Source organism: Pseudomonas hygromyciniae (genome assembly GCF_016925675.1).
Classification (GTDB): domain Bacteria; phylum Pseudomonadota; class Gammaproteobacteria; order Pseudomonadales; family Pseudomonadaceae; genus Aquipseudomonas; species Aquipseudomonas hygromyciniae.
In genome coordinates, this window is the sequence record NZ_CP070506.1 from 2,113,975 (window position 1) to 2,127,326 (window position 13,352).

General features: G+C 62.7%; 11 protein-coding genes. 4 read left to right on the forward strand and 7 right to left on the reverse strand.

Annotation, left to right across the window (positions count from 1 at the left end; all coding sequences use genetic code 11):
* Positions 1 to 54: 54 nt before the first annotated feature.
* The 6 genes from JTY93_RS09480 to JTY93_RS09505 form a co-directional block, all read right to left on the reverse strand.
* A complete protein-coding gene (locus JTY93_RS09480; RefSeq protein ID WP_205476847.1) occupies positions 55 to 1,989 on the reverse strand; it encodes an acetyl/propionyl/methylcrotonyl-CoA carboxylase subunit alpha in 1,935 nt (644 codons plus the stop codon).
* A 503-nt stretch (positions 1,990 to 2,492) separates the two neighbouring features.
* Positions 2,493 to 3,275 carry an enoyl-CoA hydratase/isomerase family protein gene (locus tag JTY93_RS09485; RefSeq protein WP_205476848.1) on the reverse strand — a complete coding sequence of 261 codons (783 nt, stop codon included), beginning with the start codon at positions 3,273 to 3,275 and terminating at the stop codon, positions 2,493 to 2,495.
* A complete protein-coding gene (atuD, locus tag JTY93_RS09490; protein ID WP_205476849.1) occupies positions 3,272 to 4,429 on the reverse strand; it encodes an acyl-CoA dehydrogenase family protein in 1,158 nt (385 codons plus the stop codon). The genes JTY93_RS09485 and atuD overlap by 4 nt, the downstream gene beginning before the upstream one ends.
* A 20-nt stretch (positions 4,430 to 4,449) precedes the next feature.
* Positions 4,450 to 6,066, reverse strand: a complete 1,617-nt coding sequence (atuC, locus tag JTY93_RS09495; RefSeq protein WP_205476850.1) for an acyl-CoA carboxylase subunit beta — start codon at positions 6,064 to 6,066, stop codon at positions 4,450 to 4,452.
* Between the two features lie 3 nt (positions 6,067 to 6,069).
* Positions 6,070 to 6,942 carry an SDR family oxidoreductase gene (locus JTY93_RS09500; protein WP_205476851.1) on the reverse strand — a complete coding sequence of 291 codons (873 nt, stop codon included), beginning with the start codon at positions 6,940 to 6,942 and terminating at the stop codon, positions 6,070 to 6,072.
* A gap of 12 nt (positions 6,943 to 6,954) precedes the next feature.
* The gene (locus JTY93_RS09505; RefSeq protein ID WP_205476852.1) at positions 6,955 to 8,733 is read right to left on the reverse strand and encodes an acyclic terpene utilization AtuA family protein; all 1,779 of its coding nucleotides are present in this window, start codon (positions 8,731 to 8,733) and stop codon (positions 6,955 to 6,957) included.
* 157 nt (positions 8,734 to 8,890) lie between these two features.
* Here JTY93_RS09505 and JTY93_RS09510 point away from each other — a divergent pair, with 157 nt between their 5' ends.
* From JTY93_RS09510 to JTY93_RS09520, 3 genes are all read left to right on the forward strand, one after another.
* Complete coding sequence (locus tag JTY93_RS09510) at positions 8,891 to 9,514, forward strand: TetR/AcrR family transcriptional regulator (RefSeq protein ID WP_169998253.1); 624 nt, start codon at positions 8,891 to 8,893, stop codon at positions 9,512 to 9,514.
* Between the two features lie 98 nt (positions 9,515 to 9,612).
* The gene (locus JTY93_RS09515) at positions 9,613 to 10,410 is read left to right on the forward strand and encodes a substrate-binding periplasmic protein (protein ID WP_205476853.1); all 798 of its coding nucleotides are present in this window, start codon (positions 9,613 to 9,615) and stop codon (positions 10,408 to 10,410) included.
* An 81-nt stretch (positions 10,411 to 10,491) separates the two neighbouring features.
* On the forward strand, positions 10,492 to 11,505 hold the full coding sequence (locus JTY93_RS09520) for a GNAT family N-acetyltransferase (RefSeq protein WP_205476854.1): 1,014 nt from the start codon (positions 10,492 to 10,494) through the stop codon (positions 11,503 to 11,505).
* Positions 11,506 to 11,671: 166 nt separating this feature from the next.
* Here JTY93_RS09520 and JTY93_RS09525 read toward each other — a convergent pair whose 3' ends face one another.
* Positions 11,672 to 12,223: an RNA polymerase factor sigma-70 gene (locus JTY93_RS09525; RefSeq protein ID WP_205476855.1), complete on the reverse strand. Its 552-nt coding sequence runs from the start codon at positions 12,221 to 12,223 to the stop codon at positions 11,672 to 11,674.
* Positions 12,224 to 12,535: 312 nt separating this feature from the next.
* Between JTY93_RS09525 and JTY93_RS09530 the strand changes: the two genes are divergently transcribed.
* Positions 12,536 to 13,294 carry a thioesterase II family protein gene (locus JTY93_RS09530; protein ID WP_205476856.1) on the forward strand — a complete coding sequence of 253 codons (759 nt, stop codon included), beginning with the start codon at positions 12,536 to 12,538 and terminating at the stop codon, positions 13,292 to 13,294.
* The last annotated feature ends 58 nt before the right edge of the window (positions 13,295 to 13,352 follow it).

Consider the following 13,352-nt stretch of genomic DNA (forward strand, 5'->3'; position numbering starts at 1 on the left):
CATCCCTTTCTGATGGGGATAGAGCGTAGCCAAGCCTGGTAGTTCCGCCCAGGGCTACTCGATCTGCAGCAATACCTGGCGATTGCGCACCTGATCGCCTGCGGCGACTTGAATGGCCTTGACCACCCCGTCGATACCCGCCTTGAGCGGGTGCTCCATTTTCATCGCCTCGAGCACCAGCAGCAGTTGGCCCTTGCTCACCACGTCTCCTTCGCACACCTGCACCAGGGTAATCGCACCGTCCATCGGTGCCTTGACCGTACCGTTGCTGGCCGGCGCCTCACGACTGGCCACGGTTTGCGTCTGGTTGTTTACGCACAGGCTGCTACCGGCATGCAACAGCCAGAGCTGGGTGCCTTGCAGGTGATAGGCGAGTCGGCGCCGAACACCGTTGATGACCAGGCTGGCCCAGCGCCCGTCACTGTCGAGCAGCTGTACAGCGATGTCGCCGATTTGCAGGTGATCGTCCGCCAACACTCGCGCGCTGACTTCATGACACTGCTCCCCGACGCTCAGTCGATAGGTCCAGGGCACGCTGGCATTGTTGCGCCAGCCCGCCAAGGCAGGGCGATGCGCTGCCGCGCTGTGCCGATAGAACAATGCGGCGGCCACTGCCAGTTGTTCGTCGCTGATGACGGGGCGGGCGATATCGCCGAAATGTTCGGCGATAAACCCGGTGCTGAAATCTGCCGCGACAAACTGCGGATGGCTGAGCAAGTCCACCAGTAACCGCTGATTGCTGGCAACCCCCAGCAGTACACAGTCCTGCACCGCGCGCAGCAGCTTGCGCCGCGCCTCTTCACGGGTAGCGCCATGGGCGATGATCTTGCCCAGCATCGGGTCATAGAACGGGCTGATCCGCTGAGGGGCCAGCAATCCATGATCGACCCGCACCCCGGCGGCCGGCTCCCAGCGCAGCACTTCGCCGGTTTGTGGCAAGAAGCCCTGGACCGGGTCCTCGGCGTACAGGCGCACCTCCATGGCATGCCCGGTCAGTGTCACCTGCTCTTGGCGCAACGGCAGAGGCTGGCCGGCGGCGATTTGCAGTTGCCAATCCACCAGGTCCAGGCCGGTGATCAGTTCGGTGACCGGGTGTTCCACTTGCAGGCGGGTGTTCATTTCCAGGAAGTAGAAACGCCCGCTTTGGTCCAACAGGAACTCCACGGTGCCGGCGCCAACATACTCCACCGCGCGCCCGGCCTTGAGCGCCGCTTCGCCCATGGCCTGGCGCAGTTCGGCGGTCATGACCGGGCAGGGCGCTTCTTCGATGACCTTCTGATGGCGGCGCTGTACTGAGCAATCACGTTCGCCCAGGTAGATCAGGTTGCCGTGGGCATCGCCGAACAGTTGGATCTCCACGTGGCGCGGCGCGATCAACGCCTGCTCCAGAATCAGTTCGTCACTGCCAAAGGCGTTCAGCGCCTCGGAGCGTGCGGTATGCAAGTGTTCGAGCAGTTGCCCGGGCGCGTTTACCAGGCGCATGCCGCGTCCGCCGCCACCGGCACTGGCCTTGATCATCAGCGGGTAACCGATGCGCCCGGCTTCGCTTTGCAGGGTGGCGTCGTCCTGCGCGCTGCCCTGGTAGCCGGCAATGCACGGCACACCGGCGGCGAGCATGGCGATTTTCGACAGGCGCTTGCTGCCCATCAATTCGATGGCGTGGGCGCTGGGGCCGATAAATACCAGGCCGGCGGCGATGCAGGCCTTGGCGAACTCGGGGTTTTCCGAGAGAAAGCCGTAGCCGGGGTGGACCGCATCGGCGCCGGTGAGGCGCGCGGCGTCGAGGATGGCCGAGATGTTCAGGTAGGACTGCTGCACCGGGGCCGGGCCGATGTTCACCGCTTCATCGGCCATTTGTACGTGCAGGGCGTCGGCGTCGGCCTCGCTATAGACGGCCACGGTGCGGTAGCCCAGGGCTTGGGCGCTGCGCTGGATGCGGCAGGCGATTTCGCCGCGGTTGGCGATCAGTATTTTATTGAAACTGGGCATTGTGGGTCCCTGTCTGATTGGTTGCGCAGGTGTGGGCTTGTGTGGGAGCTGGCTTGCCTGCGATTGCATCACGTCGAGGTGCCCGCATCGCAGCATAGGTATCTACACAACTATCTTCTTGGTGTGTGTACATATCCGTTGCTGCGGTCACGGCCACTTAAGGTTCCGCCCTGACGGCGGGTCACTTTCGAAGAGCGCGAAAGTAACCAAAGCGCTCTTGCCCCACCACTCGGCACCTCGCCTAGGCTCGGTGTGCCCGTAATCCGAAATTGATTTGTGGGGCCGCCGCGATGGGCCCTCCATGGCCCAGCGCGGCTAAACCGGCGTCCTGCCGGTTTACCCCCCAAATCAACATCGGATTGCGGCCAGCGTGGTTTAACGGGGCGCCTAAGATCAAAATCACAAGCAAAGCGGCCTTAGAGCCGGCCTGATCGTCGAAGCGTGCGCCTTCCCTTGTGGGAGCAGGCAAGCCAGCTCCTACAGGGAGTGGGGCGTTTTCAAGATCAAATTACCCACCTGGCCTTGCGCTTCTCGACAAACGCCCGCGTCCCTTCAATCCCTTCTTCCCCGGTCACTGCTTCGGCAAACCAATCGGCAGCCTGATCCAGCAGCAGTTCCAACGGCTGATCCAGGCTCTGGAGCAACAACGCCTTGGTCCGGGCATTGGCGCGTGGTGCACAGCGCAAGACCTGGCCCAACACCTCATCCAGGCGCTGCGCCAACCCTTGGGGATCATGCTCGACAAAATGCACCACCCCCAGGCGCTGCGCCTCGATCCCGTCAAACCGCGCCGCGGTCAACGCCAGGCGCCGGGCTTGGGTCAGGCCGATGCGCCGCACCACAAACGGCGCGATCTGCGCCGGCAGCACGCCGAGGCTGGTTTCCGGCAAGCCGAACTGCGCCTGGTGATCGGCAATCGCGATGTCGCTGACACACGCCAGGCCAAACCCACCGCCCAACACCGCGCCCTGCAACACCACAATCACCACCTGCGGCAGCGCTTCGACTTCCTGCAACAGCGTGCCAAACACCCGGTTCAAATCACGCAAGCCTTCGCGGCTGCCCGCGCGGCTCATATCCTTAACATCGCCGCCTGCACAGAAGTGCCCGCCGGCCCCACTGATCACCAGCGCCCGTACTTGCTCGTCACGCGCCACATCCGCCAGCACCGCGCGCAGTTCGCTGACCATCTGCAAGCTCATGGCATTGCGGTTCTGCGGGCGGTTGAGGGTGATGTGCAGCACGCCGTTATGCGGTTCGAGCAGCAGGGTTTCACAGGCGTTCACGACTTTTTCCCCGGCAGAGTGCCCATCAGCTTGCAGATGATCCCCAGCATAATTTCGTCGGCGCCGCCGCCAATCGACACCAGCCGCACATCGCGATAGGCACGGGCCACCGGGTTGTCCCACATAAAACCCATGCCGCCCCAGTATTGCAGGCAGCTGTCGCTGACTTCGCGGCCCAGGCGTCCGGCCTTGAGCTTGGCCATCGAGGCCAGCCGCGTCACGTCCTGGCCCTTGATGTATTGCTCGGTCGCCTGGTAGACCAGCGCACGCAGGCATTCGATTTCGGTGGACAGCTCAGCCAGGCGGAAGTGGATCACCTGGTTGTCGATCAAGGCCTTGCCGAAGGTCTGGCGCTCCTTGCAGTAGGCGATGGTGCTGTCGATGCACGACTCCAGGCCCTTGATCATATTGGCCGCGCCAAACAGCCGTTCTTCCTGGAACTGCAGCATCTGCATCATGAACCCCGCGCCTTCGTGGCCGATGCGGTTGCGCTGTGGGATGCGCACATCATCGAAAAACACCTGGGCGGTTTCCGAACTGTGCATGCCGAGCTTTTCCAGGGGCGGGCTGACGCTGATGCCGGGGGTGTTCATCGGCACCATGATCAATGACTTGTTGATATGGGGCTTGCCGTCCGAGGTGTTGGCCAGCAGGCAGATAAAATCGGCGCTGGGGGAGTTGGTGATCCACATCTTGCTGCCGTTGATCACGTAGTCGTCGCCTTCCTTGCGGGCGTGGGTTTTCAGGCCGGCCACGTCGGAGCCGGCGCCGGTTTCCGAGACGCCGATGCAGCCCACTTGTTCGCCGCTGATGGCCGGGCGCAGGAATTCCTCGCGCAGTTCATCGGAGCCGAAACGGGCCAGGGCCGGGGTGCACATATCGGTCTGCACGCCGATGGACATCGGGATGCCGCCGCAGCGGATGGTGCCGAATTCTTCGGCGGCGACAATCGAGTAGCTGTAGTCCAGGCCCATGCCGCCAAACTTCTCCGGCTTGGAAATGCCCAGCAGGCCGAGGTCGCCGGCCTTGCGGAAAATCTCGTGGATGGGGAAGCGCCCGGCTTTTTCCCATGCGTCGACATGGGGGTTGATCTCTCGGTCGACAAAAGCCCGTACGGTACGACGCAGCTCTTCGTGTTCCTGGGTGAAGATCATTTTTATTGTTCTCCTGATCGTTAAAAGCGCGCGGCGCCGAAGCTGTTGGGTTGCAATTGGCGCACCTGAGCCTCTTGGCAGATATCCAGCAGATAACCCAGCAAGGTGCGGGTGTCCCGTGGGTCAATCAGCCCGTCGTCCCACAGATTGGCGCTGCCATATAGGGCCGTGGACTGGCTGTCGAGTTTCTGCGCGGTGACCTGTTCGAGCATGTCGAGCACCTTGGGATCGGGCACCAGACCGTCTTTCAACTGTTTGGCTTCGGTGACAATGCGCAGCACCTTGCCGGCCTGGGCGCCGCCCATCACGGCGGTGCGGCTGTTGGGCCAGGCGAAGATAAAGCGCGGGTCCAGGCCCCGACCGCACATCGCATAGTTGCCGGCGCCATAGGAGCCGCCGACCACCACGGTCAGCTTGGGCACGCGGGCGTTGGCCACCGCCTGGATCATCTTCGCGCCGTGCTTGATCACCCCTTGTTGCTCGGATTCGGTGCCGACCATAAAACCGGTGGTGTTGTGCAAGAACAGCAGCGGCGTCTGGCTCTGGTCGCACAGCTGGATAAATTGCGCGGCCTTGCTCGCGCCCTTGGGCGTGACTGGGCCGTTATTGCCGATAAACCCGCAGGCGCGGCCCTGGATCTGCAAGTGGCCGCAGACGGTGTGGGGATCGTACTCGCCCTTGAATTCGAGGAAGTTGGAGCCGTCGGCGATGCGCGCGATGATTTCCCGTGCGTCGTAGGGTTTTTTCGGGTCGTCGGGGATCAGCCCCAGCAGCTCTTCAATCGGATACAGCGGCTCGGCATAGGCCCGCGCAGGCTGGGGCGGCAGCCGGTCGTCCCACGGCAATAAGCTGACAATCTCGCGCACGATGCGCACGCCATCAGCATCATTTTCGGCAAGGTATTCGGCGGTGCCGGCGGTTTGCGCATGCATCTGGGCGCCACCCAGTTCTTCATCCGTCGCCACTTCGCCGGTGGCGGCCTTGAGCAGTGGCGGGCCGGCGAGAAACAGCTTGGCCTTGCCGCGCACCACCACCACGTAATCCGAAAGTCCCGGCTGATAGGCACCGCCTGCGGTGGCCGAACCGTGGACTACGGTGATTTGCGGCAGGCCCATGGCCGACATCCGCGCCTGGTTGGCAAAGCTGCGTGCGCCTTCGACGAAAATCTCTGCCGCGTAATTCAGGTTGGCGCCGCCGCTTTCGGCCAGGGTCACCACTGGCAGTTTGTTCTCCATGGCGATCTGTTGCAGGCGCAGGGATTTTTTCAGGCCGGATGGCGAGATCGTCCCGCCCTTGATCGCACTGTTATTGGCCACCACCAGCATGCGCACGCCGCTGACGTAACCGATACCGGCAATCAAGCCGCCACCGGCCGCGCTGCCGTCCTTGTCATCGTGCAGCTTGTAGCCGGCCAGGCTCGCCAGTTCGAGGAAGGGCGCACCGGGGTCAAGCAACAGGTTCAGGCGTTCGCGGGGCAGCAGTTGGCCGCGCTTGTCGAACTTGCCCTTGGCCTCGGCGGCCTTGTCCAACAGGTTCTGTTCCAGTTGGCGCAGGTGGTTGATGGCCGTGAGCATGGCCTCGCGGTTCTGCGCGAACTGCGGGCTGTGGGCGTCGAGTTGGGAGTCTATGACCGGCATGGTTTATTGGCCCTCCTTGAGCACATCCGGCAGGTAGGCGCGGTGAAAGCCATTGAAGGACGGGCTCGGCGTCTGCGCTTTGTGCAGCGGCCAGGCGCGGCTGCCCAGGCTGGCGGCGCCGTCGATGCGCAAGGTGCTGCCGCTGACGAACGCGGCGGCGGGGCTGAGGAGGAACACAATCGCCGCGCTGACTTCCGATTCAGTGCCAATGCGCTTGAGCGGCACATGCTCGCGCAGGGTCGGGATCACCGCCTTGAACGCACCTTCGTAGGTGTCCATGCCACTGGAGGCGATCCAGCCTGGCGCCACGGCATTGACCCGCACCCCGGCGTAGCCCCACTCGAACGCGGCGGTCTTGGTGAAGTTGTCCATCCCCGAGCGCGCAGCGCCCGAGTGACCCATGCCGGGCATGCCGCCCCACATATCGGCCAGCATGTTGACGATGGCGCCGCCGTGCTTGTTCATCGATTGATTGAACACTTCCCGCGCCATCAAGAAACCGCCCACCAGGTTGGTACGCAGTACGGTTTCAAAACCTTTTTGATTGATCGACGCCAGGGGCGAGGGGTACTGGCCGCCTGCGTTGTTCACCAGGCCGTGGATCGGGCCGTGCGCCTGAATAATCTGGCTGACCAGCGCCTTGACCGCTTCTTCATCGCGAATATCACAGGCCTGCCAGCTGGCGTGGCCGCCATCGTCGGTAATTTCCTGGGTGACCTGTTGCAGTTTTTCTGGCTTGCGCCCCACCAGCACCACATGGGCGCCGAGTGCCGCTAGTTCATGGGCAGTGCAACGGCCAATACCGCTGCCGCCGCCGGTGACGATAATGGTTTGCCCCTGGAACAGGTCGGCTTTGAAGATCGAGTCGAAGGCCACGGCGAGAGTCCCTTAGTTGAGTTGATCAGCGAGGTGGCGGGGCACGGCAATCGGTATTTCCAGCAACTGCTGGGCGAAGGCCTTGCCCTGGGGGTCGATGCGCAGGCTGGCGATACCGCCGCCGCCCAGGGCGTTCTCCAGGAGGAAGTTGAGGCTGTGGCTACCGGGCAGATACCAGCGTTCTACGCGCCCGTGCAGCGGGTCGAGGACGTGGCTCATCCAGTCGACGATCACTTCTGGGGTCAATGCTTCGGCGATCCATGGCAAGTAGTCGGGCCGGCGCGCGATCACGCCGATATTGCTGTGATTGCCCTTGTCTCCGGAGCGCGCCACGGCCAGTTTGACCAGCGGCACGCTGGCATCGGCGCGGCCTTCGGGCCGGGGTGGGTCGAGGGGGGCGTGGGGTGTGCCTAAGGCGGCCGTGGCCGGCAGTTCGCAGGGGTAGGACTGCCCTTGGAAGTCGACGCTCAGGCTGCAGGCGCGCTTATCGATCAGGAATGAAAACAGGCGGATCAGCGGATATACGGTGGGCCGGCCGCCGACAATGCCAGTCAGCCCCGGCGCCATGCCGGTGGCGGCCTGGGCGATTTCCCGGGCGAACAGCACCAGTGCCTGTTTGCTGGGGTGACGCACCGCCAGTTTGAGCACCACTTCGCGGCAGTCCTGGCGCCGGGCGTGGGCGCCGTAGGTGGCTTCGCTGCCGAGCAATTCAATATTGACCTCGGTGTAGGGCGCCCAGCCGCGCTGGCTGAACAGCTCGGCAGTCTTGTTGATGATCGCCTGGCTGACCCGTTCGGCCTTGGCCCGCGCATCGATGCCGGCCAGCAGGCAACTGGCGGTGCAGCGAAAACCGTCGGGGTAGGTCGCACTGACTTTGTACTGATCGGTCGGTGCCTGCCCTTTGGCGCCGTGCAGGCGCACGCGGTTTTCGCCTTGCTGCTGCAGCGTGACCTGGCTGAAGTCGCAAATCACATCCGGCAGCAGATAGGCCCGCGGGTTGCCGATTTCGTACAGCAGTTGTTCGGCGACGCTCAGTTCGCTGATCAGGCCGCCGGTGCCCGGTGCTTTGCTGACGGTGAACTGGCCGTCGGCGCTGACTTCGACAATCGGGAAGCCGATGTGCTCGTAGTCCGGCACCTCGCGCCAATCGGTGAAATTGCCGCCGGTGCACTGTGCGCCACATTCGATGATATGCCCGGCCAGTGCGGCCTGGGCCAGGCGGTCGTAGTCCTGCCACGACCAGTTGAACTCATGCACCAGGGCCGCGCTGACCACTGCGCTGTCCACCACGCGCCCGGTGATGACGATATCGGCGCCCAGTTGCAGGGCCTGGACGATGCCCGGTGCGCCGAGGTAGGCGTTGGTGGACACGCACATCGCCGGCAACGGTGCGCCGTTGAACATGTCGTTGATGCCCTGCAGTTGCTTGAACTGCGGTTGCAGGTCATCGCCCAGCACCACGGCGATTTTCAGCGGCACCCGGGCCTGGTCGCAGGCCGCTTGCAATGCCGCGGCGCAGGCCTGGGGGTGGATGCCGCCGGCGTTGCTGATCACGCGGATGCCCTGGCGCTGGATATCGCCGAGCAACGGCGCCAGCACTTCGACAAAGTCCGTGGCGTAGCCGGCCTGGGGATCTTTCATTCGCGCGCCGGCGAGGATCGACATGGTGACTTCCGCCAGGTAGTCGAACACCAGGTAATCCAGCGCGCCGCCGTGCACCAGCTGCGCGGCGGCGGTGCAGGTGTCGCCCCAGAATGCACTGGCGCAGCCGATACGAACGGTCTTGTCCATGGGAAGTCCTTCTCTGGAAAATCGCTGGGTCGAGACTACCAAGCAAGCGCTTGGTTTGTAAACTCTGGTCATAACTTTTGCCCAAGCGCTTGCTTGGGTGGCTGTCACGGCCTAAATTGCCGGCCATGACGCAATCAAAGTAGTTGAGGAGAGCAGCATGGATGAGCAAAAAGCCCTGGCGGTGATGCGCACCATGGTGGACGGCGGGCAACTGACCGATCCCGACAGCGCCCGGGGCAAGCTGCTGCAGACCGCGGCTCACTTGTTTCGCAACAAAGGCTTTGAACGCACGACTGTGCGCGATCTTGCCGGTGCGGTGGGGATCCAGTCGGGCAGCATCTTTCACCACTTCAAGAGTAAGGACGAAATCCTGCGGGCGGTGATGGAAGAAACCATCCATTACAACACCGCGATGATGCGCGCGTCCCTGGCCGAGGCGAGCAACGTGCGCGAGCGGGTGCTGGCCCTGATTCGCTGCGAGTTGCAGTCGATCATGGGGGGCAGCGGCGAGGCCATGGCCGTGTTGGTGTATGAATGGCGCTCACTGTCGGCAGAGGGCCAGGCCCAGGTGCTGGCGCTGCGGGATGTCTATGAAGAGATCTGGCTGCAGGTGCTGGGCGAGGCCAAGCAGGCCGGTTATATCAAGGGTGATGTGTTTATCACCCGGCGATTCCTGACCGGGGCGTTGTCCTGGACCACGACCTGGTTCCGCGCCCAGGGCAGCATGACCCTCGAACAATTGGCCGATGAAGCGTTGCTGCTGGTACTCAAGGCCGATTAGGCGTGGAGCGCAGGCCAGTTATTGTCGGGTAGAAAGTTGTCTCTGTAGACAAAAACGCCTAGCTTAGCGAGATCCAGATTTTGAACGGTGCGTGCCTGATGTTTTCGCCATTGCGGCTGGCTGCAGGACTTACAGTATTGGCAATGGGCACCTTGTGGCAGGCGCAGGTCTGGGCGGCCCAATTGGTACGGATTGGTGCCGCGCATTTTCCACCGTACACGGTGCGCCCGGAGCAGGGCGCCGACACCGGTTTGCTACCGCAACTGCTGGCGGCGCTGAACCGTACGCAGACCGAGTACCAGTTTGTGCTGGTACCGACCTCAATCCCCCGGCGGTTTCGGGATTTCGAGCAGGGCCGTATCGACATGGCCATTTTCGAGAACCCGCAATGGGGCTGGCAGGATATCCCCCATACCACTGTCGACATGGGCCTGGAGGACGCCGAGATTTTCGTCGCCCAGCGCCAGGCCGATCGCGACCAGATGTATTTTGCCGACCTCAAGGGCAAGCGCCTGGCGGTGTTCAGCGGTTATCACTACGCCTTTGCCAACTTCAACTCCGACCCCAAGTACATGGCCGCGCACTTCAACGCCACGCTGACCTATTCCCATGACAGCAACTTGCTGATGGTCACCCGTGGCCGGGCGGATATCGCCCTGGTGACGCGCTCTTACCTCAGTGACTTCATGGTGCGCAATGCAGACACTGCCGGGCAGTTCCTGGTGTCTGAGCGCATTGATCAGGTCTACCACCACTACGCGTTGCTGCGGCCCAAGGCAGCCATCAGTGGCCCGGCGTTTGCCGCATTGCTCAAGGACCTGCGCGACAGCGGCGAGTTGTTGAAGATCTTCGAGCCGTACCGCATTGATGTGCTGGCGGTGCCTGACGCGCCGTAATCGCGCAACTGCCGGCTTAAATTTTTGCCGCTGGTTCACGTCACTTCGTCTAACTGTCGACGATTATCGTGAGCCCCCTCCATGCCCAATCCCCAAGACTTGTCAGTCCTGCCACTTCCGGCAGGGCCCGCCCTCAACGCAGACGAAAGCGATGGCCGCCTGACGCTGACCGTCGCCGGCCAACCCCTGGTGCGTCTGCGCCTGGAGCGTGGCGAAACATTGCACCTGCGCTTGCAAAGCCCCGGTGAGGTGCCGTCAGTGCAGGCGTTGTGGGCTGCAGGTTACTGGCTGTTTGCCCGCGAGCCCGAACGCCAGCACCTGGCCTGGCACCTTGAACACGCCCCGGACGAGGCCCTGCGCAGCGGTCTGCTGCTGGCCACGGAGGTGGCGGGGCAGTTCCGTTGCGAGCGCACCCTGTTCTGGCAATTGCCGCAGCCGTGGCTGGGCCAGGCGTCGAGTGGCGTATACCCGCAGCAGATGGTCATCAGCACGGGCAAGCGCCATCCGCTGCGTGCGCCCAAGCCGTGCGGCGAAGTCTATCGACGTTTCGATGCGCGCCTGGGCGCCTGGATCTCACTGCGCACGCTAGAGATCGATGTGGACCTGGCCCGTTTCAATCGCTGGCAGAACAGCGTGCGGGTCGCCAACTTCTGGCAGGAAAGCGGCAGCCTGGAACAGCATCGTGACTATCTGCAGAAGCTTGCAGCTGACCCGCATACCTTGACGTTGATCGGCTGTTTCGACGGTGAACCCTTTGCGTATTTCGAGGCGTATTGGGCCAAGGAGGATCGCATCGCGCCGTTCTATGACGTGGACGATTACGATCGCGGCATCCATATGCTGGTGGGGGAGGAGCATCACCGTGGGCCGCACAAGGTCGCCAGTTGGCTGTCGGCGTTGGTGCACTACTTGTTCCTCGACGACCCGCGCACCCAGCGGGTGGTGGCGGAGCCGCGGGCTGACAACGCGAGGATGATCGGCCATATGCACAACCAGTGTTTCCACTGCGAGAAGGAATTCGATTTCCCCCACAAGCGTGCGGCGCTGATGATTTTGGGGCGGGAACGGTTTTTTGAGCGGTGTGGGTTGGTCTGAGGGCTACAGGGCAACGAATATCAAATGTTGTGGGAACGGGCTTGTGTGGGAGCGGGCTTGCTCGCGAAGGCGGTGTATCAGCCAACGAATCAATTGATTGACAAGCCGCCTTCGCGAGCAAGCCCGCTCCCACACAAGCTCACCCGTGATTGCAATTGCGTGGTGCTCAGACACGTCGGGCAAACGTATCGCTATGGGTCCCCGACACCTTGCGGCAGTGCACCAGCGCATCGCGGATCATGAAGTTGACCAGGGTCGGCGACACACCCAGTTCCTTGGCGATGTCCTTTTGCGGCACGCCATGGAGGCGGTACATCTCGAAGGCGTAGCGCGTGCGTTGGGGCAGTTCGGTCAGGGCGTCGGCGATGTTTTCCAGGGTGGAGAAATTGATGTGCGAGGTTTCCGGTGAAGCGCCCTGAATAACCACATTCAAGCCTTCCTCTTCCGTCCCGGAGTACTTCAGTTCCAGGGCCTGTTTACGGTAGTGGTCGATAGCCAGGTTGCGCACGATCTGGAACAGATAGCTCAGTTGCGCCTTGAACGATGAAGTGATCTGCGGGGCCGATTGCAGTCTGAAGTAGGCGTCCTGCACCACGTCTTCGGCGCGGGAACGGCAGCCGGTAATGCGTGCCGCGATCTTGACCAGGATCAGTCGGTTGTCGACGAACGCCTGGAGTAACGGTGAATCGCACCTGCTTGTGGATACTTGTTCCGTCATGGAAATCACCTTGCTGCAAATGAGGTTAGTGGAGGGCATCCCTGCTGAGGCCTCCTACACATCGGGCAACAAATTATTCTTAATGATAATGATTGTCAAATGAGAAGTGGAACTAATCTTATACCGAAATACAAACTGTGAGGCGCTTCTCTTTGTGTCCGTGCCACAGCCTGGCGACTAATTATTTTGCCGGGCCATCCGTTCTCATTGGTGACAGGCCAGCCACCGCGCCGGCCATGGATTTGCACCCGGAGGAGGACGACATGCGTTTGTATCGCGAGAACCCAGCGTTCCAGGCAGGGGTGGTCTGAGATGAGCACGTCGACCCGCTTGCGTCTGTTTTGCCTGCCCTATTCGGGCGCCAGCGCCATGTTCTACAGCCGCTGGCGCCGGGCGTTGCCCCAGTGGTTGCAGGTGCGCCCGCTGGAGCTACCAGGGCGCGGCATGCGCATGGACGAACCCTTGCAGCGCGATATCAAGGCGCTCGCTGCGCAATTGGCTGGCGAGATCAGTGCCGAACTCGATGGTCCCTACGCCTTGTTTGGCCACAGTCTCGGTGGCTTGCTGGCGTTCGAGCTGGCCCACGCCCTGCGCGAACGCGGGCTGCCTGCGCCATTGGCGCTGTTTGCCTCGGCCACCGCCGGCCCGGCGCGCCGCGACGTCAGTGAATACGCCGTGGAAAAAGACGACAGCCAATTGATCGAGCGCCTGCGCACGCTCAAGGGCACGCCCGAAGACGCCCTGGCCAACCGTGAGTTGATGCAGTTGGCGCTGCCGATCCTGCGTGCCGACTTCCTCTTGTGCGGCAGCTTCCACTACGGCGAGCGCGAGCCGCTGTCGATGCCGATCCATGTGTTCGGCGGCAAACAGGACGACGTGCGCGCCGACGAGTTGCTCGACTGGCAGGAAGACACCGCCAGCGGTTTCTCCCTGGACATGTTTGAAGGCCATCACTTCTACCTCATGCAGCAGCAAAGCTCGCTGTTGCGCTGCGTGCGGCGCTACGCCGACGAACATTTGACCCGCTGGCGCCATGGCGCTGCCCGGCGGGCGGCCCTGGCGACCGGCTGAACACGCCGCCGCGCGCCCACGCCCTCTATCCCCGATTTCCCCGTAAGCCGATTTCAGG

Excerpts from the sequence above, each read along its gene's own strand:
- JTY93_RS09480 (WP_205476847.1), bottom strand. The coding sequence starts at position 1,989 with ATGCCCAGTTTCAATAAAATACTGATCGCCAACCGCGGCGAAATCGCC.
- atuD (WP_205476849.1), bottom strand. The coding sequence starts at position 4,429 with ATGATCTTCACCCAGGAACACGAAGAGCTGCGTCGTACCGTACGGGCT.
- atuC (WP_205476850.1), bottom strand. The coding sequence starts at position 6,066 with ATGCCGGTCATAGACTCCCAACTCGACGCCCACAGCCCGCAGTTCGCG.
- JTY93_RS09505 (WP_205476852.1), bottom strand. The coding sequence starts at position 8,733 with ATGGACAAGACCGTTCGTATCGGCTGCGCCAGTGCATTCTGGGGCGAC.
- JTY93_RS09510 (WP_169998253.1), top strand. The coding sequence starts at position 8,891 with ATGGATGAGCAAAAAGCCCTGGCGGTGATGCGCACCATGGTGGACGGC.
- JTY93_RS09515 (WP_205476853.1), top strand. The coding sequence starts at position 9,613 with ATGTTTTCGCCATTGCGGCTGGCTGCAGGACTTACAGTATTGGCAATG.
- JTY93_RS09520 (WP_205476854.1), top strand. The coding sequence starts at position 10,492 with ATGCCCAATCCCCAAGACTTGTCAGTCCTGCCACTTCCGGCAGGGCCC.
- JTY93_RS09525 (WP_205476855.1), bottom strand. The coding sequence starts at position 12,223 with ATGACGGAACAAGTATCCACAAGCAGGTGCGATTCACCGTTACTCCAG.
- JTY93_RS09530 (WP_205476856.1), top strand. The coding sequence starts at position 12,536 with ATGAGCACGTCGACCCGCTTGCGTCTGTTTTGCCTGCCCTATTCGGGC.